Genomic DNA, 22,517 nt, shown 5'->3' with positions numbered 1-22,517 from the left:
ATGCCTGACCAGGCACTTGACGGCGTGAACGAAGAAGGCGGCGGCGCACGTGCGGACGCCGCGACGGCGGGCGGCGCATCCGGGGACCACGGTGACGCGGTGCCCGCCGTCCGTGTCGAGGGGCTGTGGAAGCGCTTCGGGCAGCAGATCGCCGTGAACGGCATCGATCTCGTCCTGCCCGCGGGCAAGTTCATCGGTCTCGTCGGCCCCAACGGCGCCGGCAAGACCACCACCCTCTCCATGATCACCGGCCTCCTCCGGCCCGACGCTGGGCGTGTGCTCGTCGCCGGGCACGACGTGTGGCGCGACCCCGGGTCGGTGGCCGAGGTGAAGGCCCGGATCGGGATCCTTCCCGAGGGGCTGCGGCTCTTCGAGCGGCTCTCCGGCCGTGAACTCCTCGCGTACAGCGGGCGGCTGCGGGGGCTGCCCGGTGCGGAGGTCGACAAGCGGGCCGCCCAGCTCCTCGACGTACTGGACCTGGCGGGCGCGCAGAACAAGCTGGTGGTGGACTACTCCACCGGTATGCGCAAGAAGATCGGGCTCGCCGCCGCGCTGCTGCACAACCCGGAAGTCCTCTTCCTCGACGAGCCGTTCGAGGGCGTCGACCCGGTGTCCGCGCAGACGATCCGGGGCGTCCTGGAGCGCTACACGGGCTCGGGCGCGACGGTCGTCTTCTCCAGCCATGTGATGGAGCTGGTGGAGTCGCTGTGCGACTGGGTCGCCGTCATGGCGGCCGGCCAGATCCGCGCCCAGGGACCGCTCGCGGACGTACGGGGCGACGCACCGTCGCTGCAGGCCGCGTTCCTGGAGCTGGTCGGCGCGAACGAGCGGGAAGCGGCCGGGGACTCCCTGGACTGGCTGGGCGGCGGTACGGCCCGATGACGGCGGCGACCACGGCCACTCCGGCCGCCTCGGCCTCCCCCTCGCTGACGTCGGTCTTCGTACGGCTCAAGCTGTCACTCCTGCGCAACGGGCTGCGGCAGTCGACGAGCCGGACGGCGGCGTACATCGTCTCGATCGTGATCACGGCCGTCTTCGCGGCGGCGATGGTGCTCGCGTTCGTGCTGATGCGCGGCAACGCGGACGCGGACTCGATCGTGATCCTGCTGACCGGGGTCCTCGCCCTGTCGTGGGCCGTGATGCCGCTCTTCGTACCGGGCGGTGACGAGACGCTCGACCCGTCGCGGCTCGTGATGCTGCCGCTGCGGCCGCAGCCACTGGTGCGGTCGCTGCTCGTGGCCTCGCTGGTGGGCGTCGGCCCCGCGTTCACGCTGTTGATAGGGGTGGGTGCGGCTCTGGCGCTCGCGCGGGGCGCGGCGGGTGTCGCGGTGTCGGTCCTCGCCGTGCCGCTGGTGGTCCTGGTGTGCGTGGCGCTCTCACGGGCCGTCGCCGCCGCCAACGTACGGCTCCTCACCTCGCGCAAGGGCCGTGACCTGGCGGTGCTGAGCGGTCTGCTGATCGCGGTCGGCATCCAGGTGGTCAACTTCGGCGCGCAGCGGCTCAGCCGCGCCGGCGGCCTCTCGTCGCTCGAACCGGCCGCGGCGGTCGTGGGCTGGCTGCCGCCGGCCTCGGCGATCGGCGCCGTGGACTCGGCGAGCGAGGGCGACTACACGCTCGCGGCGGGCCAGTTGCTGCTGACGGTCGCCGCCCTCGGGGCGCTGCTGTACTGGTGGCAGCGGAGCCTGGTGAAGCTGATGACGGCACCGGACGGCTCGACGATCGGCGCGGCGCCGGACTCGGCCGGCGGCCGGTCGGGTACCGGACTCCTCGGGCGGCTGCTGCCCGGCGGGCGTACGGGCACGGTGATGGAGCGCACCCTGCGCTACATCGCGCGCGACCCGAAGACCAAGGCGGCCTGGATCACCTCGCTCGCGATCGGTGCGATCGTCCCGCTCTTCAACGCCTTCCAGGGCACGGGCTCGATCTACTTCGCGTGCTTCGCCTCCGGCATGCTCGGCATCCAGATGTACAACCAGTTCGGGCAGGACACCTCGGCGTTCTGGATGGTCGCCCAGACGATCTCGACGGCGGCGGACGCGTACGCCGAACTGCGGGCGCGGGCGCTCGCGCTGCTCCTGATCACCCTGCCCTACACCGTCCTGGTGACGGCGGCGACGGCGGCCGCCCTGGGCGACTGGTCCTCCCTCCCGGAGGCGCTCGGCCTGGCGTTCGCCCTGCTCGGCGCGATGCTGGCGACGGGCGCGGTGACGTCGGCCAACTTCCCGTACTCGATCCCGCAGGACAACGCGTACAAGAACGTCGCCCCGGGGCAGGGCGGTCTGGCGTGGATCTCGATCTTCGGCGGGATGATCGGGGGCGCGCTGCTGTGCGCCCCGGTGATCGGCGCGACGATCTATCTCCACCTCGCGGACGAGGAGTCCCTGCTCTGGATCCTGCTGCCGACCGGCACTCTGTACGGCGCGCTCCTCGCCTGGGGCGGCCTGAAACTGGCGGCCCCGAGGACGGCCAACCGGCTGCCGGAGATCCTGGCGGCGGTGAGCAAGGGGTGAGCAGGAGCCCCGTGGGGGCTTGATGCGACGGGTGGCCGGTCCGAGGGACCGGCCACCCGCACTGCTTCCAGGGCTCAGAAGGAGCCGTTCAGGCCCCACCATTCGCCGTCGGTGCGCTCGCCCGCGCAGGGATGCTCCGGTGCCACCCCTCCGGGGGGTCCAGGGACGGGCTTCCGGTCGAACAGGGCCCGCGTCGACTGCTCAAAGATCGAACAAATTTCGGATCCTCGCAGGTCAGGACGTCGTTCGAGGTTGCACGACCGGCGCGGAAGCGCTCTCGGCGGGCCGCCGCACCCCTCCCGAACAGCCCGAACGTTCGGTCGTGACCGGAAAGCGGCGGAGGATGTGCGATCACCCTCCGCATCAACAAGACTCCGGTGCGCAATCACGTAGCACCCGCCTCGAAGGGACACCCTCGTGCGTTACGCACTCCGCAACACCGCCTTCACCACCGCGCTCGCCACCGGCCTCGCCCTCGTCGCCGTCGCGGCGACCCCCGGCAGCGCCCAGGCCGAGCCGGCCGCGCCCGCCGGGCTGTACCCGCCGTCGGCGCTCGTCCTCACGATCGGCAAGGGCGAGGACGCGGCGACGGCAACGATCGACAGGGCGGTCACCCTGAGCTGCGCCCCGACCCCGACGGGCACCCACCCGGCACCCAGGAAGGCCTGCGCGGAACTGAACGCGCTCGACGGCGACTTCGCCCAGCTGGGCTCGGCGTTCGGCACCAGCCCCTGTACGCACGTCTGGGACCCGATCACGGTCACGGGCGAGGGCGTCTGGGACGGCCGACGGGTCAGCTGGTCGGCGACGTACGGCAACACGTGCGAGATGAGCAGCGGCATGGCGCGGAGCTCGGTCTTCACCTTCTGACGGCACGGTCTGTGTCGACTCGGCCGAGTGACATCGGCCGAACGGCGACGGGGCGGCCCCGACCTACACGGTCACCGGGGCCGCCCCGTCGGCTGTCCGGGTCAGGACGCGGGTCGTACTGCCGTCGTCCTCCGTGACGTCCCGTACGTAGGCGAAACCGAGCTTGTCCAGCAGGGCCAGCGACGCCGTGTTCGGGGCGGCGACGGTGGCGTGCACCTCGGTCAGCCCGAGCGTCTCGAAGCCGTACGCGACGATCGCCTCGGCCACCTCGCCGCCGAGGCCGGAGCCCCAGACCTCGGGGGCGAGGGCGTAGATGATCTCGAAACCGTCGACGGCATCGGTCCGCTTGATCTCGGCATGCCCGACCAGCAGCCCGTCCCGCCGGACGGCCCAGACGTCGAACAGCTCCTCGGCGTACACCTTGCTGAAGATCCGCCCGAACAGGGCCCGGTCGTCCGCCTCGGACGACAGCCCGTCCCCCATCCAGCGGGACACCCGCGCGTCCTGGAACAGGGCGACGAAGCCGTCCTCGTCATCGGGGACGTACGGCTCGAGAAGCAGACGCCGGGTACGCAGGGTCGCAGTCACGATCGGCGACGCTACGCACGCAACGGCGGGGCCCGCAAACAGGTTTCATGTGTAGCCTCGCCCCCGGCTGCGGGTGCACGGTCGCGGTCTGCGGCGGAGACCTGCCGACCGAGCGGCGCGAGCAGATGCTCGCCGAGCACGGGCCGGTGACGCTGCACGTCCCCGGCGCGGCGGCGAACGGTGCCGTGACCATGCGGGTGCTCCGGGCTGATGCCCGACCCTGAGCCGCGCCCCGAACTCCGGGCTCCAGCACGGAAGGGCGACTGAAGTCTCGGTCCGCTTCGCGGCGCGGATCCCTGTCCGGCCGGTGCGACTGATCGCCGAAGGGTGCGGTCTTTCGCGGTCCGAGACCGAGCGACTGATCACGGAGGGAAAGCTCGTCTCGGCAGTCCCGCTGAGCGGCAAGCTCTCCGGCGACTTCACCTTCATGCTCAAGCGCTGAGCGCCCTGGGGACCAGGGGCCTGCCCGGCATGATCCGCCGGGCAGGCCCTAGTCCTGCCAGTAGAAGAGCAGCGTGTCCACCGTGAGGGGCGATCGGCTGCCGAAGTAGTAGACGCAGAGGTCCGTGACCCGGATCGCGCCCGTCTCCCCGTCGATCCAGCGGAAGCCCGCGCGTTCGAGTGCCCGGCGGGCGGCGGTGTCGTCGTTCTCGGCGGTGGCGAACGGGCCCAGGGTGCTGATCAGGACGCGGTCCTCGCCGGTCTCGATCACGTAGTACGTCCCGTCCCCCTGCTGGTTGTCCTCGCCGCACGAGACCGGGGGCTCCGGGGCGAGGCCGGCCGTCGTGAGGGCGGTCGTCGCGCGGCGGAGCTGGGCGTCCATGTCGGGGCGGGCGGGTGGGTCGGTGCACAGGGCCTCGATCCGCCACCGTGGGTCGCTGAGGCGCTCGCAACCGTGGCCGTACTCGTGGACGATCGCGGCGCGCAGGTCCTCGTCCAGGCCCTCGACCTCGACCCGGGGGCGGCCCAGGCGTTCGTGGATCGTCCGGATCTCGGTCCTGTCCTCGGTGAGGCCGTGCAAGCCGTACGCCGCCCAGAGCTTCGCCTCCGTCGTCGGTGCCTCGTCGAGGTAGGCGCGCAGGCGGTCCGCGTCCGTGGAGAGGGACTGCGCGAGGTGGGCGACCGCCCGGTCCGGGTCCGCCAGCGCATCGGTCACGTCCTCGTCCGCGCGGTACCGCGTCAGGACGCGGAACGCCCGGTCCTCGGGCCGCTCCACGCCGAGTTCGGCCAGGATCGCGTCCGCCCCGTACCGGTCCACGAGAGCGTCAAGACCGGCTTCGCCCGCGGCGCTCACGCGCTGCCACGGTGAGGCGGCGAGCGTCGCCAGATCGCGCGCGGCCGAACGGTCGCCGAGCAGGCCCCGCGCCTTCAGGAAGGCCTCGCCCATGCCGTACGAGGTGTCGGCGCGGCGGTCCTCGTGCCGCAGCCAGGGCAGCAGCTCCGCCCGGTCCGCGAGCAGGTCGAGAAGGGCCCTGCGCACCTCGCCGGTGTCGCGGGCATCGTGAATGCGCGCGGTCAGCTCGGGGACGTACCGCTCCGGGACCCGGCCGGCCAGCGCGATCACACAGGGCCTGCGGCGCCACCACGGGTGCGCGGTGTCCGCCACGTACCGGGCGAGTTCCTCCGCGTCGACCTCCCGCAGGGCGGCGGTGTCGTCGTGTCCAGCCCGCGGGATCAGGGACTCGATGCTTCGCATCCGGGGATGCTACTGCTCCGGCACCGCGCTGAGCAGGGCATTTTCCTCGACGTGCGCACGGCCTGCCCGGGTGGGACACCATGGACGTATGGCGCTGCCCAGCGAGCGTGGCCTCGCCGTCGTCGAGGCGCCGTCCGTGCTCGGGTTGCGGCCGTCCGGGGTCGAGGAGCTGCCGGGGGCCGTACTCGGCAGAGTGGCGCGGGTCGCGCGGGTCGAGGCGCCGGCGTACGACCCGGTGCGGGACGTCACGACCGGGGTGCTCAACCCGGATGGCATCGCGCGGTACTCCGTACAGCTGGCGGACGTCGTCGGCGCGGTGCTCGACTCCGGGCGCTTTCCCGTCGTACTCGGCGGTGACTGCAGCATCCTGCTCGGCAACCTCCTCGCCCTGCGCCGCCGGGGGCGCCACGGCCTGCTGTTCCTGGACGGGCACACGGACTTCTACCAGCCGTCGGCCGAGCCGACCGGTGAGGTCGCGTCGATGGAACTCGCCCTGGCCACCGGGCGCGGCCCCCGGGCGCTCGCCGATCTCGAAGGGCGGGGGCCGCTGGTGCGGGACGAGGACGTGGTCGCGTTCGGGTTCCGGGACGCCGACGAGTCCGCCGCGGCGGGCAGCCGGCCGCTCCCGCCCCTGCTGTACGCCCTCCCTCTCGACGACGTCCGCGCGGTCGGCGCGGGCCAGGCCGCGCGCGGCGCCGTCGACCGGCTCACCGGGGGCGAAGGCGACGGTTACTGGGTCCACCTCGACGTCGACGTCCTGGACGACGCGATCATGCCCGCCGTCGACTACCGCCAGCCCGGCGGGTTGAGCTGGGCCGAGCTGGAGGACGTGCTGAGGAGGGCCCTGGGCCACGAGCGGGCCGTCGGGTTCGACGTCACGATCTTCAACCCGCGCCTCGACCCCGACGGGACCATCGCGGCCCGGCTGACCGAGTGCCTGCGGCGAGCCCTGTCGGTCCAGCGGCCGCCCCGCGGTGGTGCAGCTTTCTCCGTCCCGCCTTCGAGCCGAGGTGGCCCGGTGGACCGGACTTTGCCATGATCCCCCGATGAGTGATGACCCGCGCATACACCCTTCCAAGGCGGCCGACGACCGTACGTCGTTGACCTCGTTCCTCGACTATCAGCGCGCCACCCTGGCCATGAAGTGCCAGGGGCTGACCGGCGAGCAGCTGAAGCGGAGGGCGGTCGCGACCTCGGGCCTGTGCCTCCTCGGTCTCGTCCGCCATGCCGCCGAGGTCGAGCGCGGCTGGTTCCGCTCGGTGCTGAACGGCGAGCAGCTCAGGGCTCGGTGGCCCGCGGTCGACGGTGTTCCGGGTGACTTCCAGGTCGACGACGCCGACGTGGGCGAGTCGTTCGCCGTCTGGCACGAGGCATGCGAGGAGTCCCGCGCGGTCGCCGACAGCTTCGACTCCCTCGACGGCACGGTGGAGTTCCGGGGCGAGACCGTCTCGTTGCGCTATGTCCTCACCCACATGATCGAGGAGTACGCGCGCCACAACGGTCACGCCGACCTGCTGCGCGAAGCGATCGACGGCACGGTCGGCGAGTAGGTCCCGTCCGGGGAGGGCCGGACGGGCGGGCCCCGCGGACCCGGCCCCCGAGTGGTGCGGTACGGGACATCCTCAGGCGGTGTCCCGCCCGAGGATGTCGGCGAACACGATCACGGTCGCGCTCTTGCCGTACTTCGACTCCATCTCCGACGCGAAACTGCCCTTCCGTACGAGGATCCGCTTGATGTCGATCCTGGTGCCGACGGGGAAGGTCATCTCCTGCTCGGACGCGTTGTTCTTGCCGAGCGACCTCCCCTGGTGCTCGTCCGGCAGGCTGAACTCCCAGACGACCTCCTTGCCCGCCACGTACGTGTGGGTCAGCGGATCGCCGAAGGTCGTGGACAGGATCGCCGGCCATTCGACCGTCCTGTTGATCGTGACGTAGCCGCCGTCGGGGTGTTCGTCGGGCTTCAGAACGCCTTCGAAGGAGTCGTAGACGTGCTTGCTGTCGCCCCGCACCACCTGCCCGTCGGCATTCGCGGGGGGCTTGTCGAAGTCACTCCACACGCCGTTGATGCGGGCGAAGATCTCGTACGTGTTCCGGAGGTGGTTCGCGTCCCACCCTTCCGTGGTGTCCTGCGTCGCGTAGTTCCGCGCGACGGCCACCCGGCGCCATGCGTCGAGTACCTCCTGCTCCTTCGCCTGGAAGGAGAAGTCGGGGGCCGTGATCTGGGAAGGGGCGTAGCCGACCTCCGCGAAGGCCGCCAGCAGCGGATTGATCCGGCGGTAGTCCGCGCTGAGGTAGTTCTCGCCGAGGTTGAGGTCCTGCTGCTTCTGCTTGGCGGCGAGGACCGCCGGATCCAGCTCCTTCTGACGGGAGGCCAGGTAGTTGGCGCGGGACTCCTCGGCGCCCTCGACGGTTCCCCAGTCCTTGGCGACCGGGGACACGCGGACCTTCTTGCTGTCCGGGCCGACGATCAGATAGGACCCGAGGCTGAACTTGTCGATCGTGTAGCCGGGACGGTCTCCGTCGTCCTCGTGCTTGACGACGGCGGTCCCTCGGTCGAGGCCCTTCGCCAGGACGCGCTGGACGGGTACCTCGCCGCCCGGTCCGTGGGCGTGGGACTCCGTGGAGTGCGCGTGGTCGTGGTCGTCGTGCGCGTCGTGGGCCGGTGCCTGCGAGCCGGGCAGCTGCGGCGCGGAGGAGCGCTGCACCATCCGGGCCACGGCCGCGTTGCCCACGCTGCGCTGCAGCGCGGCGAGCGTGTCCGGGGCGAGTACGGAGTTCCCCTGTGCCGGGGCCGCGCTCCGGTCCCGCGACCGGGTCTCGGTCCCCCGGGGCGCGGGGGCGGGCCACCCAGGCTCTTCGCGGTCGCGGTCGCGTTTCATGGTGGCTCCTGTTGCTGGGCGGCTTGTCTCCACTCCTAGCACCGGGGAGCCACCACGCGTGAGGGCCGCGGAGGCAAGGCCGAGGGCAGTCCGTGCCGCCCCTGTGTCCCTGCCGACGGTTCCGGCGGGGCGTCCCGCTCCTTGATGACCTCGACCCTCTTGTTCCCGGCGGCCGTCTCGACCACGTCCGGGTCCGGTCCGGGGCCGGGTCCCCGGGTCCCCGGGTCCGAACGAGTGGACTCACCGGGGCCCGGGGACGCGGAAGGGGCGTACGAGGGCATCCCGGGGGTCACGTTGGCGTTCCCGATCCTGAACCGGAAGAGGCGCCACCGATATGCGACGTACCCCCGCCCGCCGTCTATTCGCCGCAGCGCTCCTCGTGGCGTCCGTACTGGCTCCGATGGCCACCGCACCCGCCACCGCGCTCCCCTCCGCCCTCCCCGCCGGTGCCGGTGGGCACGGCTCGGAGGACTGCCGGGGCGGCGGGGGCCTCGGTCCCGAGCTGACCGCCCGGCTGGACAAGGCCATCGAGGACGTCCGCGAGGAGGCCGGTATCCCCGGCATCGTCGCCGGCGTGTGGATGCCGGGCAAGGGGTGCTACGTCCGTGCCACCGGTGTCGCCGACAAGGTCACCGGCAGGCCGATGACCACCTACGGCTCCGTGCGGATCGGCAGCGAGACCAAGACCTTCACGGTCACCGCGCTCCTGAAGCTCGTCGACGCGGGCAGGATCGGGCTCGACGACCCGATCTCCCGCTACATCGACGGCGTACCCAACGGCGACAACATCACCCTGCGCCACCTTGCCGAGATGCGCAGCGGCCTCTTCCCCTACACCTCCGACCCGGAGTTCCTCCAGGATCTGGAGAGCAACCCGAGGCGCTCGTTCACCCCGGAAGAGGTGCTCGCCTACGGCTACCGGCACGACAACACCTTCGCGCCGGGGGCGCAGTTCGAGTACTGCAACAGCAACCTCATCCTCCTCGGTCTCGTCGTCGAGAAGGTCAGCGGTAAGCGCCTCGCCGACTTCATCGACAGGCAGGTGCTGCGCCCGGCGGGCCTGCGGGAGACGCTGTTCCCGCAGGGGGCGGAGTTCCCGGAGCCGCATCCGCGCGGGTACACCGACCAGACGCCGAGCGGCGCGGTCACCGACTCCACGGACTGGAACTCCAGTTGGGCCTGGGCCGCGGGGGCGATGATCTCGGACCTGCACGACCTGCGCCGCTGGGCGAAGATCGTCGCCACCGGGGAGCTGCTCAGCCCGGAGACCCAGGCCGAGCGGCTCAAGGTGCTGCCGACGGGCCTCCCCGACACGAGTTACGGCCTCGGCATCTTCGAGACCGACGGCTGGATCGGGCACAACGGATCGATCCCCGGCTACGAGACCGTGACCGTCTATCTGCCCTCGCAGAAGGCGACCATGGTGCTCATGCTCAACACCGACATCTCGTCCGGAGGCCAGGAGCCGAGCACGCTGGTCGCCCGGGCGGTCACCGAGGTCGTGACGCCGGAGAACGTGTACGACCGGCCGGTCCCCCCGCCGCTCAGCGAGACGCGTCTGTGACGGCAGACCGATACGGTCCGGCCGATACGGGCCGATACGGCCTGCCGCCCGGTCGATCCGGTCGATGCGGTCGGAGCTTTCGTGACGTCAGGGCTATGAGGTCAGGACGCCGTTGAGGAACGGCTCGATCGCCGTGCGCCAGGCGTCCGGGTGGTCGTAGTGGAGGAGATGGCCGGCGTCCGGAATCTCTGCGTACGCCCCGCGCGGGAGGACGCGGACCATCTCCTGGGCCTCGGCGCGGCCCAACTCGCCGTCCAGGCCGCGGACGACCAGCGTCGGGCAGCGGACCTGGGCGAGCGAGTCCCAGTGGGCGTCGTGGACCCAGGTCTCCCGGGAGGTCAGCATCTGGGTGGGGTCGAAGACCGGGTGCCAGCCGTCGGGGCGCTCGGTCATCACCTCGGCGAAGAACTCGCCGCGCGCGGGGTTCGGCCGCTCGACCCAGGGGTCCTCCTCGCCGAACCACTTCCGCACCCGGTCGAGCGAGGCGAAGGGCGCGGGCCAGCGGCGGAACCAGTCCTGCCACTCGCGCTGCGAGGCGGCACCGAGGGCGGAGGCCCGCATGTCGCAGATGACCAGGGCCTGGACGAGGTCGGGGTGCTCGGCGGCGAGCTGCCAGGCGGTGAGCGCGCCCATGGAGTGGCCGACGAGGGTGACGGGGCCGAGGCCGAGCTGCTCGACGGTGGCGGCCGCGTCGGAGACGTACGCCTCGCGGGTGAAGGGGCCCGCCGGGGGCTTGTCGCTGAGGCCGTGACCGCGCTGGTCCAGGGCGACCACGCGATGGCGCCCGGCCAGCCAGCGGGCGGTGGGGGCCCAGTGGGAGGCGCGGCCCATCAGACCGTGCAGAAGTAAGACTCCGGAGCCGGTCGTCCTCGCCTGCTCTTCCGTGAACTCCCAGGCAGCCAGGCGTACGCCGCCGGCCCCGGTGACATCGAGACGTCGCACCATGTTCCCTGGCACCCCCTCTTTCCCATCGAGCGTGTCGAGCACCGCCAGACTATCGAACCCATATTCGAAAATGGGGTTCTGCCACGTAACACCCCTCGTTCGAGTGACCGTGCTCAAGGATTGACGCGGGCCGCCGAGGGGAGATCTTCAGCGGGAGGCGGACCGCTCGGGGAAAACGGTCCGAGGGGAACGACCCTGGGAGCTCGGGGCTCCGGGTCGACACAGGGGAGGACAGGCCCCGGCGCCCATGGGCGCCGGGGCCCTCTGTCTGGCGGCACACCACCCCGGACGACTCCATCGCACCCACCCCTCCCCGGCCGTACGGCTCCCCCCAGCGTGGCACGCCGAGGGCCACGGGCGTGGCGATTCCGCCGTAAAACGGGCCGCGGAGGCACTCCGGCCCCCGGACCTGGCCGGGAACACGTGCAGGCGCGGCGCCGGGAGCGAGGCCCTTGACCCTCACGTGACGTCATGCCGCATGGTCGGAGGCGTGGAAGCGCACCTGACCGTGGGACGTGTGGCCGAGCTGGCCGGCGTGAGCGTCCGCACGCTGCATCACTACGACCAGATCGGCCTCGTGCGGCCGTCCGCGCGGACCGGGGCGGGCTACCGGGCCTACTCGGCAGGCGACGTGGAGCGCCTGCGGGAGGTGCTCGCCTACCGGCGGCTGGGCTTCGGACTGCGCGAGATCGCGGATCTCGTCGACGACCCGGCCACCGACGCGGTCGCGCACCTGCGCCAGCTGCGCGGCCTGCTCCTCGAGCAACGCGAGCGCGCCGACGCCATGGTGACGGCCATCGACAGGGAACTGGAGGGACGGGCATTGGGCATCAGAACGACGCCGGAAGAGCAACTGAAGGTCCTCGGCGCACAGTTGTACGAAACCATCGGGTCCGCCTACCCGGCGACGCGGCGCACCGAGCCACGGATCGCCGCGCGGATCTGGGATGCGCTCGGGGACGCACGGACGGTCCTGAACGTCGGGGCCGGCACCGGGTCCTACGAGCCCCCGGACCGCGATGTCACGGCGGTGGAACCGTCCGCGGTGATGCGGGCGCAGCGTCCTGCGGACGCGGCGCCGTGTGTGGCCGCCAGTGCCGAGCGCCTGCCGTTCGCGGACCGGACCTTCGACGCGGCGATGGCGGTCAGCACCGTTCACCATTGGCCGGATCCGGTCGCCGGGCTGCGTGAGATGCGGCGCGTGGCCCGCCGGGTGGTGGTGTTCACGTACGACGCGAGTGGGACGGGCTGGCGTGACCGGTTCTGGCTCACCCGCGACTATCTGCCCGAGTTCGCCGACCTTCTCGTCGACTGGCCTTCGCCGGCCGACCTGACCCACGCGATCGGGGGCCGCGCGGAGCCGGTGCTCATCCCGTGGGACTGCGCCGACGGCTTCTTCGAGGCCCACTGGCGCCGACCCGAGGCGTACCTGGACGACCGTGTGCGCCGCGCGGTGTCGGTCTGGACCAGGGTCGGGCCGCAGGCCGAGCTGCGGGCCGTGGACAGGCTCCGCGACGACCTCGCCTCAGGCCGGTGGGCCGAGCGGAACCGGGACATCGTCGCCCTCGACGCGGCAGAACTCGGCCTCCGCCTGCTCGTGGCCTGAACCGCGTCGTGCGCGAGCACGCCGCGAGAGGCCGACTCGCCGGAACGAACCTCCCGGGGCCCGGCGGGAACGCGGAACCCCCGCGGGTTCACGGGGATGCCCGTCGAACCCGCGGGGACTCCGCGTCGTTCACTGCCGCCTAGCGCTTCGCCACGAAGACGTGAGCCGCCACGTCCGGCTCCAGTTCGGCCGCCTCGCCGCTGCTGCCGACCAGGACGCCGCCCGCCGACTCCGTCACGCTCACCACCGAGCCGGGCTGCACGCCCGCGCGGCGCAGCGTGTACATCAGCTGGGCGTCCGTCTGGATCGGCTCCCCGATCCGGCGCACGATCACCGTCTTGCCGTCCGCGCCCGGGTCCAGGTCGGCGAGGGAGACCATCGAGTCGTCCAGGAAGGACTCCGCCTCGGCCTTCTCCCCCAGCTCCTCGAGGCCCGGGATCGGGTTGCCGTACGGCGACTCCGTCGGGTGCCGCAGGAGCTCCAGGACGCGCCGCTCGACGGCCTCGCTCATCACGTGCTCCCAGCGACAGGCCTCCGCGTGGACCTGCTCCCACTCCAGACCGATCACATCGACGAGCAGGCACTCGGCGAGCCGGTGCTTGCGCATCACTCGCGTCGCCAGCCGCCGGCCCTCGTCCGTCAGCTCCAGGTGTCGATCGCTCGCGACGGCCACCAGGCCGTCGCGCTCCATGCGGGCCACCGTCTGGCTGACCGTCGGGCCGCTCTGATCGAGCCGCTCCGCGATCCGGGCGCGCATGGGGACCACACCTTCCTCCTCCAGCTCGAGGATGGTGCGGAGATACATCTCCGTTGTGTCGATCAGTCCGGACATACGTGCCCCTCGATGAGTCGTGCGCTGGCCCTGCACCAATTCTTACGCATCCCACCGACAACCGTGCCCCGCCGGAGAAACGAAGGAGAAAGGCAGTATTGACAGACCAATGGTCCAGACCGCACCGTGATCCGCGACACGACGACAAGGAGCTTCGGCAATGGGCGACAGCGCGCGCGAGTCCAAGCTGGCAGGACAGTTCTTCGATGCGGCGATCGGCCTGCTCCAGCAGGTCCGCGACCAGGACGCCGAGGAGATCGCCGCCGCCGGGACCGCGATCGCCAAGGCCGTCGCCGCCGGTGGCCGGCTCTTCGCCTTCGGCGCGGGCCACTCCTCGCTGGCCGCCCAGGACGTCGTCTACCGGGCGGGCGGCCTCGCCCTGATGAACCTGCTGGCCGTCCCCGGGGTCGTCGGCGTCGACGTCATGCCGGCGACGCTGGGCTCCGCCCTGGAGCGCGTGGACGGCCTCGCCGGCGCGGTGCTCGACTCCTCGCCCGCCAAGGCCGGCGACGTCCTGATCATCATCTCCCTCTCCGGCCGCAACGCCCTGCCCGTCGAGATGGCGATGAACGCCCGCGCCCTCGGGCTGACGGTGATCGGTGTCACCTCGGTGGCGTACGCGACGGAGACGAAGTCCCGGCACGTCTCGGGGACGTACCTGAAGGACCACTGCGACATCGTGCTCGACTCGCGGATCGCGGTCGGCGACGCCGAGCTGACGCACGAGGCCATCGAGGCGCCCTTCGCCCCGGCCTCGACCGTCGTCACCAGCGCCCTGATGCAGGCCACGATGGCCGCGGCGGCCGAGGAGATGGTCCGCCTGGGCATCGAGCCGCCGCTGCTGCGGTCGGGGAACGTCGACGGCGGGCACGAGTGGAACGGCCGCGTGATGACCGAGTACGCCGACCGGATCTTCTTCCGCCACTGACCGGGACGGGGCTCGACGGCCCGGGGCGACTGCCGCTACCGCCGCCCGGGCCATCCCGAACCGGAACCGGAGCCCGATCCAGGACCGGAGCCGGGGCCGGAGCCTGGAGCCGTGCCCGTATCCGTACCCGTGCCCGCCCCGGTCGCCCCCGCCAGGTCCAGTGAGGCCGCGACCCGTACCGCCACCGCCTCCGCGTAGACCGCGTCCGGGCGTTCGAAGGCCGTACGGGACCCGGAGCGCAGGAACGTCACCGCGCCCACCGTCCTGCCCCGGCTGCGCAACGGCAGGCAGAGCGCGTGGACCGCGTCCTGCGGCCAGTGGCGCGTCGTCGCCCAGTCCTCGGCCGCCTGCGGGCCCGCCGTGGCGGGCGCCGACGCCCGCACCGGTCCCGTACGGGAGAGGGCCTGGAGGACCGGGTGACCCGACGGGTAGCGCAGCGGGATGCCGCCGCCCGCGACCGGTACGACCGGGCCCGGCTCGCCCGTCGGCGTCGCCGCCACCCGTACGAGCCGCCGCTCCCCCGCCGCCACGTCGACGAGCGCGTGGTCGGCGAACCCCGCCAGCGCGAAGTCCAGCAGGACCGTCGCCGCCTCCCTCGGGTCCTCGCACTCGGCCGCCACCGCGCCCCCGCGGTGCAACTGGCTGTACCGGAAGCGCAGCCGGTCCGCCTCCTGCTCGGCGAGCCGCTCCTCGGTGACGTCCTGGAACAGCCACCCGACCCCCAGCGGAACCGGCTCCTCCGCCAGCGGCGACGCCAGCCGCACGAACCCGCTGCGCCAGCACCGCCGCCGTTCGCCCTCCGGCGTCCGGAGCGTCACCCACACCTCGGCCGCGCCCTTCGGCGCGCCCTCCGCGAGCACGTGCTCCAGCGCGGACTCCAGCTCCTCCACGCCCTGCGCGATCAGCTCCCCCAGCGGCCGCCCCAGCAGGGTCGTACGGCCCGCGCCCATGACCCGGGCCGCGTGGCCGTTGACGACGGTGGGGCGCAGGTCCACGTCGACGAGGACGACACCCCAGGACGCGTCGTCGAACAGCGCCTCGCTGAGCGCGATCGAGCGCTCCAGATCGATCTGCGCATGAACCTCGCTGAACGCGCAGTACACCCCGGCGGGCTTCCCGTCCGCGCCGCGCACGCCCGCGGACTGCGTCCGTACGAGGACGCGGCCGCCGTCCTTCCGTACGAGCGCGAACTCGTTCACCAGCCGGCCCGGCGCCTCCATCGCGGCCATCAGGCGGGCCAGCGCCTCGACGGCGTCGGCGGGCCGCGCCGCCCACCCCTCGAAGCCGCGCCGCCCGACGGCCTCCTCGGCCGACCAGCCGAGGATCCGCTCGGCCTCCTTGTTCCAGTGCGTGACGGCACCATCGGCGTCGAAGGCACAGAGCGCCGCGTCCATTCCGTCGAGGAGCGCGGCGAGCAGATCGGCCCCCGGCCCCTCCGCGTCGCGCCGCTCCGCGGTCCCACTCCTGGCAGCACTCATCCCGGCACCCCCTGCAGGACGGTGTACGCACGTGCATCCGCACGTCTCAGATCATTCAACTTGAACGTGACGCAGGACACACCCGGTTCAATGAAATCGTTGCGTCCCGGAAACGAACACGGGGCGGGTGCGGGGCGACGAGAGCCGCGCACCCCTCACGACACCGTCCTTGGGGTTCAGAAGGCGGCGATGACCTTCGCACTGGGCCAGGGTTCCGCTGTCACTCGACGGGGCGCGAACGGGGCCCGCCAGTCGCCGTTGCTCCGGTGCAGGTAGGCCCCGCCGGAGCCGTACGCGATGAGGTCGGGCCGTCCGTCGCGGGTGGCGTCACCCACGGCGACGACGTGGGAGTACGCGCTCCAGCCGCCCCCGATCCTCGTCCTGGCGGCGAAAGTGCCCTCGCCCTTGCCCAGGTACAGCCAGAGAACACCGTCCTTGTCGCGGGCGACGAGGTCTCCTGCCGCCGCTCCGGCGATGTCGCCCGTGGCCGTGAGCTGGTTGTAGACACCCCAGCCGCCACCGATCCTCTTTCGCGGAGCGAACGGCGCGTTGATGTTTCCCGTACCGGCGTAGAACCAGAGAACCCCGGCCGTGTCTGCGGCGAGCAGATCAGGCTTGCCGTCGCCGTTGAGATCACTGCCGCCGGTGATCTTGTTGTAGACCTGCCAGCCGCTTCCGACCTTCCTGCGAGGGGCGAACACCTCTCCTCGGTCACCCGTGCCCTCGTGGATCCAGAGGATGCCCGTCCTGTCCCGAGTCACGGCATCGGCGTGCGGGGCACCACCCAGGTTTCCGGGTGAAGCGAACCGGTCGTAGCTGTGCCAGCCCTCTCCCACGGTCGAGACCGTGGGCCAGAAAAGGGTGGCGATCTCCGGGCGATAGGAGGTGTCGTAGCGGTTGAGCCGACCTGCGGGGTCCACGACGAGAAGGTCCGGGGAACCGTTGTCGGTGAAGTCGTGCGGCGCCTCCTTGCGGACCACCGTGAGGTTGCCGGAGCGTTCGGTGGCGGGGCCGATGCCGTTCAACGGCGACGCCGTGACGCGCCAGTGGTACGCCCCGTTGTACGCGGCGGTGAACTCCCCCTTCTCGTACGGCTCCCGGTTGAAGCGGCCGGCCCACGACGTGCTGATGGTCGCGGCGCCGCGGTCGAGGATTCCGGACGGGTCCACTCTCGTGGCCGTCCACCGCCTCTGGGATGCCACATGGGTCAGCTCGATCTCCAGACGCACGTTGGGCCGGCTGACAGTCGTGTCCAGGGAGACCACTCCGCTGCCACGGTCCAGGTCGATCACCGAGGGAACGGCGGTCTTCAGGATGGCTACCTGGGTGGGCTCACCGGTACTCGCCACCATGGTCGCGACCGGCTTTCCGTCGGCGTCGAGGGAGACCTGGTACAGCCCCTCCCCGTGCTCCACGCTGCCGCCGTCGGCGAAAAGAGCGCCGTCGGCGGCGACCTGTGCACCGTATGTGTGGTCCAGCAGCCGGACGGTGGCACCGGTCTTCAAGGAGCGGGCGGTCAGCGCGTGAAGCGGGTCGGGTGCGGTTGCCTGGCCGCCCCGCCGTTCGGCGTACAGAACCCAGTCACCGAGCAGGTCGACCGTGAGGGCTCCGGCGCCTCCCAGTACGGTGCGCTCCGGATCACCCGCCCCGCGTGGAGCGACAACGAGCGTCCGGCCGGCCTCCGAGCTGGTCTCGGTCCAGGCCAGGTGCGTCGCCGACGCGGCAGCGGACCTCACGGGCGTGGCACGACCGGTGTCACGCCTCTCGATCACAGCGGCCGTGGCGATGTCGACCAACGCGATGTGGTTCGTGGTCGACGCCGCCGTACCGAGGGTGTAGCGGACGACCAACGTGCCCACCGGGGCGTCGACGGTGACACCCCCGAACGTGGCTCCCTCGGGCAGACCCTTCACCGTACGGTCCCGCAGCACGCCGTCCGGCTTGTCGACGAAGTGCAGGTCTCTCCCGCCTGCCGCATTGGGGGCGGTCATGACAAGAGCGGGGCCGACCGCCCGGTACAGGGTGTAGTCGCTGCCGAGGGCGTCCCTGTCGATCCTCACCGGAGCGGCCCCGCCGGCCATGTCGTGCAGCAGGTAGGCGTCAGGCTGCTCCACCACGACGATGTCCGACGCCGAGCCGCGGGAGGGGCCGTTCATCTCGGTGGTGGAGCCGTCCGAGAAGCGTGTCCACCTCCACCGAGGGTTGCTGCCCTCGGCGAGGGTGAGGAAGCCGGTCCTGCCGATGCCGCTGACCACGACGCCCGGCGGCATGTCGACCGGGGCGCCCTCGGCCACCTCCGCTTCAGCAGCGTCACCTTCGGCGGCCGGGGCGGACGTCGCCGCCGCCACAGGCGGGGCGAGGACCAGAGACGCCGAGGCACCGGTCGTGACGGCGAGTGCGGCGGTGACCGCCACGGTCAGCCGACGACGGGCCGAACGTGCATGGATCAAGGTCTGTTCCCATCCCATTCCCTGAGAGACCGGGCGCCTCGTGCGCCGGGTCTCGATGAGACCCATGACCAGGTCGAATGGTTGTACGCAGAACGGCCTGGAGCCTGGACCGCAATAAATCGCTTGAGGCTTCGCGGAAGGGTTCCTAGGGTGTGGAGCACACGCGAAAGGAGGTGATCCGAAAACATGATTTCTTTTCGGACTCGTGAGGTGACTGCGGGCTAACGGCCTGCCGTCGCACTCTGTGCACCTCGGCAGGACAGCTGCCGATACCCAAGCAGTCACCCGACCCGTGGGCCGCCGGTAAGTCCGGCCGGCTCTCGTCCGAACTCGAGCGGACGGGACCAAGGCCCACGGGTCGTCTGCGTTTCCGGGCTGGGTTCCGGGCTGGGCTTTCGGGCTGGGCTTTCGGGCTGGGTTTTCGGGCTGGGTTTTCGGGCTGGGTTTTCGGGCCGACGTGTACAACCAGTTCCCCTGTTCGGCCGTCGAACCGGGTGGCGCGCACCGGCGTGCGCCCGCCCGTTCGCCCAGGAGGACACTTCTTGCTTTCCGTACGCATGCCCCGCCGCCTCGGCGCCGCCGTCGCCACGGTCCTCGCCGTCACCCTCGGCGCGGGCACCCTGACCGCCGCTCCTGCGGGCGCCGCCGTCTCCGTCCGGACAGCCGCCACGGCGGACACGGTCGAGGTCCGCTCGCTCGTGCCGGGCACCCACCTGCTGAGCGGGGGCAGCACGGGGTACTTCACGTACATCCCCACGGACGACGATCTGTCCAAGAAGCTGCGGTGGACGCCCTACGGTCCGGGCCCGAGCCGTGACTTCACGTACGGAGCGGACAGGTACATCACCGACACGTCCGGGGACCTCCTGGTCACCTCCTCCGAAGGATTCGGGGCCACGGCCACGGACATGGAGACCGGGGAGTCCTTCGGCCCGGACGAGATCCCCGGCACGCTGGACCTCGAGTACAGGGGCACCGCCGGTAAAGCTCTGTTCGTCCTCGCGAGCGGTGGGCTGTTCATGAAGGCGAAGGACTCCGGCCAACGCCTCGTGACGGGCCTGCCGGACGGTACGTGGTACCAACGGGTGGAGCCGGCCACCGCCGGGTACGGCCTGCTCACCTACAGCACCGCGGCGGGTGAGCTCCGACGCGGGCTCATCGACCTGGCCACCGCCTCGATCACGGAGACGTTCCCGTATCCGAAGGGCCCGTGGGGCCGCGACGCCACTCTGGCCGGCGAGCGGTTCGCCTGGGTCGAGAGCGACACCGCCACGGACACGCTCCGGGTGGTCGTCCGCGACCGGGCGACCGGAGCGGAGAGCACCGTCACGGTCCCCGGGACGGCTGCCGACCACGGCCCGGACATCGAACTGCTCGGTGACTGGCTGATCTACGACGGAACCGCCCGCCATCTGCGGTCGGGCGAGACCGTCGAGGTGCTCGAGCACACCTCCACGTCGTTCACCACCCCCGACGGCTCGGCCAAGATCACGCAGGGCCGGACCGCCGCGCACGGCGACGGCGTCTTCCGTCTCGCGCTCGGCGCGGACGGCCGGCCGGGCGTCCGGCTCCTGGCACGCCTGGGCACCACCACGTCGGTGATCCACGACCTGGACGGCGACGGCTCCCCCGACCTGCTCGGCCGGGACGCCTCGGGCACGTTGTGGAGGGACAGCCTCGGGGACGGCCGCCAGGCGTCCGCGATCAGGTCCGGCTTCCACATCTACGACAAGATCGAGGTCGTCGGGAACATAGTCGGCCAGGGGCACTCCGCAGATGTGATCGCCCGTGACAAGGCCGGCGTCCTCTGGCTCCACCAGCCTTACGGCGCGGGGTTCTTGAGCCGCACGCAGATCGGCGGAGGCTGGCAGACGTACGCCACGATCACCGGCGGCAGCGACCTCACCGGGGACGGACGCCTGGACGTCGTCGCCATCGACAAGGCCGGCGTCCTGTGGCTCTACGCGGGCACCGGCGAGACGAACCGTCCCTTCGGGGCCCGCGAGCGCATCGGCACCGGCTGGAGCATCTACGACCAGCTCGTCGCCGTCGGCAACCTCGCCGGCGGTCCGGCCGGCGACCTCGTCGCCCGCGACAGGAACGGCGTGCTGTGGCTCTACCTCGGGAGGGGCGACGGCACCTTCGTCCAGCGCACGAGGATCGGCGGCGGCTGGCAGACGTACTCCCAGCTCATCGGTGCCGGAGACGTCGACCACGACGGCAAGGCCGACCTCTTCGCCGCCCACCCGGGCTCGAAGACCGTCTACCTCTACTCCGGCACGGGCGACCGTCACCGGCCGTTCCACTCCCGCAAGGTCACCGACGTCCACGCGGGGCGCACGTACAACCACATGAGCTGATCACACGCGCTAGGCCATCGACAGCCGGCCCGTGCGCTGCGACCGGGCCTCGCCGACCCTGAGGATCACCGCCGCCGCCCCCAGCAGCAGTGCGCTCAGGGCGGTGAGGCCGAGGAGCGTGGGGGCGAGGTCCGTCAGCGTGCGGTGTTCCAGGAGGGCGCCGCGGACGGCGATCAGGCTGCCGGTGAGCGGGAAGACCGCGCCGGCGACCTGGATCGCCGCGGGCAGGGCGAAGTGCGGCAGGCGGACGGCGGAGACGAACCACAGCGGCTCGTCGAGGATCGTGTACAGGAACGCCGAGTCGCGCGAGAAGACCAGCAGGCTGTTGAGGAACGCGCCCCACGCGACCGCCGGGACCAGCAGGGCGAGGAAGACGACTCCGTACATCCACCAGGCCGAGACCGACAGCGCGCCGAAGCCGGTGAGGGCGGCCACCGTGAAGCAGGTGAGCAGCCAGGCGTTCTGGAGGAGCGCCCCCGCGCCGTTGGCGATCATGAGGGTGAGGCGGCCGGCCGGGGAGAGGAAGAGGAGCTCCAGGGTCCCGGTGGAGCGCTCGAAGGAGAAGTGCCAGGCGCTCTGGACGAGGGAGAAGAAGAAGGCGTACGCGAGGGTGCCGGTGGCCAGGAAGGCGAGGAGGCGGTCCGGGTCGGCGGCGAGCGGCCAGTTCGCGGCGGCCGGGGAGGCCGTGGCGACCGGGCGCAACGTGTAGTAGGTGGTGGCCAGTTGCAGGACCGGCCAGACGAGCATCGAGAAGGCGACGAGCGGCTGGCCGAAGAGGCGGCGGTGCTGCTTCAGCGCCTCCGCCGCGAAGACTCTCAGCGCGTGGTTCATACGAGCGCCTCCTCGCCGGTCTCCGCCAGCGCCAGGATCGCGTCCTCCAGGCTCGCCTCCGCGATCTCCAGGCCGCCGATCGAGCCGCCCGCCTCGACGACGGCCGCCGCGAGCGGGCCCGCCATGTCGTCCGGGTGGCGCAGGGTGATCAGCTCGGCCCCCTCGGGGAGGGGTTCGCGTACCGCGCCGAAGCGTTCGGCCACCGCGGCGGTCGCCGCGCTCGGGTTCGTGACCGTGAGGCGGATCGTACGGTGGCTGCCGGTGGCCGCCTTCAGCTCCGCCGGGCTGCCCTCGGCGAGGTGGCGGCCCGCGGAGATCACGTACACATGGCCGCAGAGCTCCTCGACCTCGGCGAGGTAGTGGGAGGTGAGCAGGACGCCCGTGCCCTCCTCGGCGAGGCGGGCCACGACGCGGCGCAGGTCGCGGGCGATCGGGGCGTCGAGGCCGAGGGTCGGCTCGTCGAGCAGCAGGTGGTCGGGGGTGTTGACGAGCCCGCGGGCGATGGCGAGGCGCTGGGTCATACCGCGCGAGTACCGCTCGACCATGGTGTCCGCCGCGTCCGACAGGCCGACCAGGCTCAGCAGCTCGTCGATGCGGGCGCGCAGTTCGCGCTTGGGTACGTCGTAGAGCTGGCCGAAGTACCAGAGGTTCTCACGGCCGGTCATGCGGGTGTAGACCATGCGCTCGCCGCCCGCGATGAGGTTGATGCGGCGGCGGACGGCGCGGGCGTCGGCGACGGTGTCGAGGCCGTCGACCGTGACCGTGCCGGAGGTGGGGCGCAGCAGGGTGGCGAGGATCTTGATGGTCGTGGTCTTGCCGGCGCCGTTGAGGCCGAGGAGGCCGGTGATCCGGCCGGGCGGGATGTCGAGGTCGAGGCCGTCGACCGCCCGCTTGAGCGAGCGCGGGCCGAAGAGCCCCTTGTCGCGTACGGGGAAGTCCTTGGTGAGCGCGCGCACCTGAATGCCCGTCGAGCCCTTCAT

At 71.8% G+C, this 22,517-nt stretch carries 19 protein-coding genes and 1 pseudogene; 11 read left to right on the top strand and 9 right to left on the bottom strand.

All coding sequences use genetic code 11. The annotated features are described in order from the left end of the window. The 3 genes from ACZ3OF_RS31995 (at position 1) to ACZ3OF_RS31985 (ending at position 3,380) form a co-directional block, all read left to right on the top strand. Positions 1-882: an ABC transporter ATP-binding protein gene (locus ACZ3OF_RS31995; RefSeq protein ID WP_467308270.1), complete on the top strand. Its 882-nt coding sequence runs from the start codon at positions 1-3 to the stop codon at positions 880-882. Beyond that, a complete protein-coding gene (locus ACZ3OF_RS31990) occupies positions 879-2,510 on the top strand; it encodes a transporter (RefSeq protein WP_361677381.1) in 1,632 nt (543 codons plus the stop codon). Before ACZ3OF_RS31995 ends, ACZ3OF_RS31990 begins: the two co-directional genes overlap by 4 nt. A 417-nt stretch (positions 2,511-2,927) precedes the next feature. After that, a complete protein-coding gene (locus tag ACZ3OF_RS31985; protein ID WP_361677378.1) occupies positions 2,928-3,380 on the top strand; it encodes a subtilase-type protease inhibitor in 453 nt (150 codons plus the stop codon). Positions 3,381-3,443: 63 nt separating this feature from the next. Here the strand turns inward: ACZ3OF_RS31985 and ACZ3OF_RS31980 are convergent, their stop codons facing one another. After that, positions 3,444-3,968 (bottom strand): GNAT family N-acetyltransferase, encoded by a 525-nt coding sequence (locus ACZ3OF_RS31980; protein ID WP_467308268.1) that lies wholly within the window; start codon positions 3,966-3,968, stop codon positions 3,444-3,446. Positions 3,969-4,015: 47 nt separating this feature from the next. Between ACZ3OF_RS31980 and ACZ3OF_RS31975 the strand changes: the two genes are divergently transcribed. Next, positions 4,016-4,192 (top strand): hypothetical protein, encoded by a 177-nt coding sequence (locus tag ACZ3OF_RS31975; RefSeq protein ID WP_361677372.1) that lies wholly within the window; start codon positions 4,016-4,018, stop codon positions 4,190-4,192. A gap of 41 nt (positions 4,193-4,233) precedes the next feature. Continuing rightward, positions 4,234-4,410: pseudogene (locus tag ACZ3OF_RS31970) on the top strand (DUF1062 domain-containing protein); the annotation flags it as partial. Positions 4,411-4,458: 48 nt separating this feature from the next. Here ACZ3OF_RS31970 and ACZ3OF_RS31965 read toward each other — a convergent pair. After that, complete coding sequence (locus tag ACZ3OF_RS31965) at positions 4,459-5,664, bottom strand: hypothetical protein (protein ID WP_361677369.1); 1,206 nt, start codon at positions 5,662-5,664, stop codon at positions 4,459-4,461. A gap of 88 nt (positions 5,665-5,752) precedes the next feature. Here ACZ3OF_RS31965 and ACZ3OF_RS31960 point away from each other — a divergent pair, with 88 nt between their 5' ends. Together ACZ3OF_RS31960 and ACZ3OF_RS31955 are read left to right on the top strand one after the other, a co-directional pair. Further along, on the top strand, positions 5,753-6,703 hold the full coding sequence (locus ACZ3OF_RS31960; protein ID WP_467308265.1) for an arginase family protein: 951 nt from the start codon (positions 5,753-5,755) through the stop codon (positions 6,701-6,703). Positions 6,704-6,710: 7 nt separating this feature from the next. Further along, positions 6,711-7,214, top strand: coding sequence for a DinB family protein (locus tag ACZ3OF_RS31955; protein ID WP_361677365.1), 504 nt, complete (start codon positions 6,711-6,713; stop codon positions 7,212-7,214). Between the two features lie 72 nt (positions 7,215-7,286). Here the strand turns inward: ACZ3OF_RS31955 and ACZ3OF_RS31950 are convergent, their stop codons facing one another. Beyond that, positions 7,287-8,543, bottom strand: a complete 1,257-nt coding sequence (locus ACZ3OF_RS31950; RefSeq protein WP_467308263.1) for a hypothetical protein — start codon at positions 8,541-8,543, stop codon at positions 7,287-7,289. Between the two features lie 334 nt (positions 8,544-8,877). Between ACZ3OF_RS31950 and ACZ3OF_RS31945 the strand changes: the two genes are divergently transcribed. Continuing rightward, the gene (locus ACZ3OF_RS31945; protein WP_361677360.1) at positions 8,878-10,107 is read left to right on the top strand and encodes a serine hydrolase domain-containing protein; all 1,230 of its coding nucleotides are present in this window, start codon (positions 8,878-8,880) and stop codon (positions 10,105-10,107) included. Positions 10,108-10,200: 93 nt separating this feature from the next. On the opposite strand, the gene ACZ3OF_RS31940 is transcribed toward ACZ3OF_RS31945, so the two are convergent. Next, positions 10,201-11,052, bottom strand: a complete 852-nt coding sequence (locus tag ACZ3OF_RS31940; RefSeq protein WP_361677357.1) for an alpha/beta fold hydrolase — start codon at positions 11,050-11,052, stop codon at positions 10,201-10,203. Positions 11,053-11,530: 478 nt separating this feature from the next. Between ACZ3OF_RS31940 and ACZ3OF_RS31935 the strand changes: the two genes are divergently transcribed. Continuing rightward, on the top strand, positions 11,531-12,658 hold the full coding sequence (locus ACZ3OF_RS31935; protein WP_467308260.1) for a MerR family transcriptional regulator: 1,128 nt from the start codon (positions 11,531-11,533) through the stop codon (positions 12,656-12,658). 139 nt (positions 12,659-12,797) lie between these two features. Here ACZ3OF_RS31935 and ACZ3OF_RS31930 read toward each other — a convergent pair whose 3' ends face one another. After that, positions 12,798-13,490 (bottom strand): metal-dependent transcriptional regulator, encoded by a 693-nt coding sequence (locus ACZ3OF_RS31930; protein WP_352190820.1) that lies wholly within the window; start codon positions 13,488-13,490, stop codon positions 12,798-12,800. Positions 13,491-13,650: 160 nt separating this feature from the next. On the opposite strand from ACZ3OF_RS31930, the gene ACZ3OF_RS31925 reads away from it, so the two are divergent. Beyond that, on the top strand, positions 13,651-14,418 hold the full coding sequence (locus tag ACZ3OF_RS31925) for an SIS domain-containing protein (protein ID WP_467308256.1): 768 nt from the start codon (positions 13,651-13,653) through the stop codon (positions 14,416-14,418). Positions 14,419-14,453: 35 nt separating this feature from the next. Here ACZ3OF_RS31925 and ACZ3OF_RS31920 read toward each other — a convergent pair whose 3' ends face one another. Continuing rightward, on the bottom strand, positions 14,454-15,896 hold the full coding sequence (locus ACZ3OF_RS31920) for a PAS domain-containing protein (RefSeq protein WP_467308254.1): 1,443 nt from the start codon (positions 15,894-15,896) through the stop codon (positions 14,454-14,456). Positions 15,897-16,072: 176 nt separating this feature from the next. After that, positions 16,073-18,346 carry an FG-GAP-like repeat-containing protein gene (locus ACZ3OF_RS31915; protein ID WP_467308252.1) on the bottom strand — a complete coding sequence of 758 codons (2,274 nt, stop codon included), beginning with the start codon at positions 18,344-18,346 and terminating at the stop codon, positions 16,073-16,075. A 542-nt stretch (positions 18,347-18,888) separates the two neighbouring features. Between ACZ3OF_RS31915 and ACZ3OF_RS31910 the strand changes: the two genes are divergently transcribed. Beyond that, entirely contained in the window at positions 18,889-20,706 is a 1,818-nt protein-coding gene (locus tag ACZ3OF_RS31910; RefSeq protein ID WP_467308250.1) for an FG-GAP repeat domain-containing protein, read from the top strand. A gap of 9 nt (positions 20,707-20,715) precedes the next feature. Here the strand turns inward: ACZ3OF_RS31910 and ACZ3OF_RS31905 are convergent, their stop codons facing one another. Both ACZ3OF_RS31905 and ACZ3OF_RS31900 read right to left on the bottom strand, forming a co-directional pair. Then, the gene (locus tag ACZ3OF_RS31905) at positions 20,716-21,537 is read right to left on the bottom strand and encodes an ABC transporter permease (protein ID WP_361677339.1); all 822 of its coding nucleotides are present in this window, start codon (positions 21,535-21,537) and stop codon (positions 20,716-20,718) included. Then, positions 21,534-22,517: an ABC transporter ATP-binding protein gene (locus ACZ3OF_RS31900; RefSeq protein ID WP_361677337.1), complete on the bottom strand. Its 984-nt coding sequence runs from the start codon at positions 22,515-22,517 to the stop codon at positions 21,534-21,536. Before ACZ3OF_RS31900 ends, ACZ3OF_RS31905 begins: the two co-directional genes overlap by 4 nt.

Source organism: Streptomyces sp. NPDC022552 (assembly GCF_055561875.1).
The sequence above is the reverse complement of the archived record's forward strand: the minus strand, read 5'-3'. Positions and strand labels throughout refer to the sequence as shown.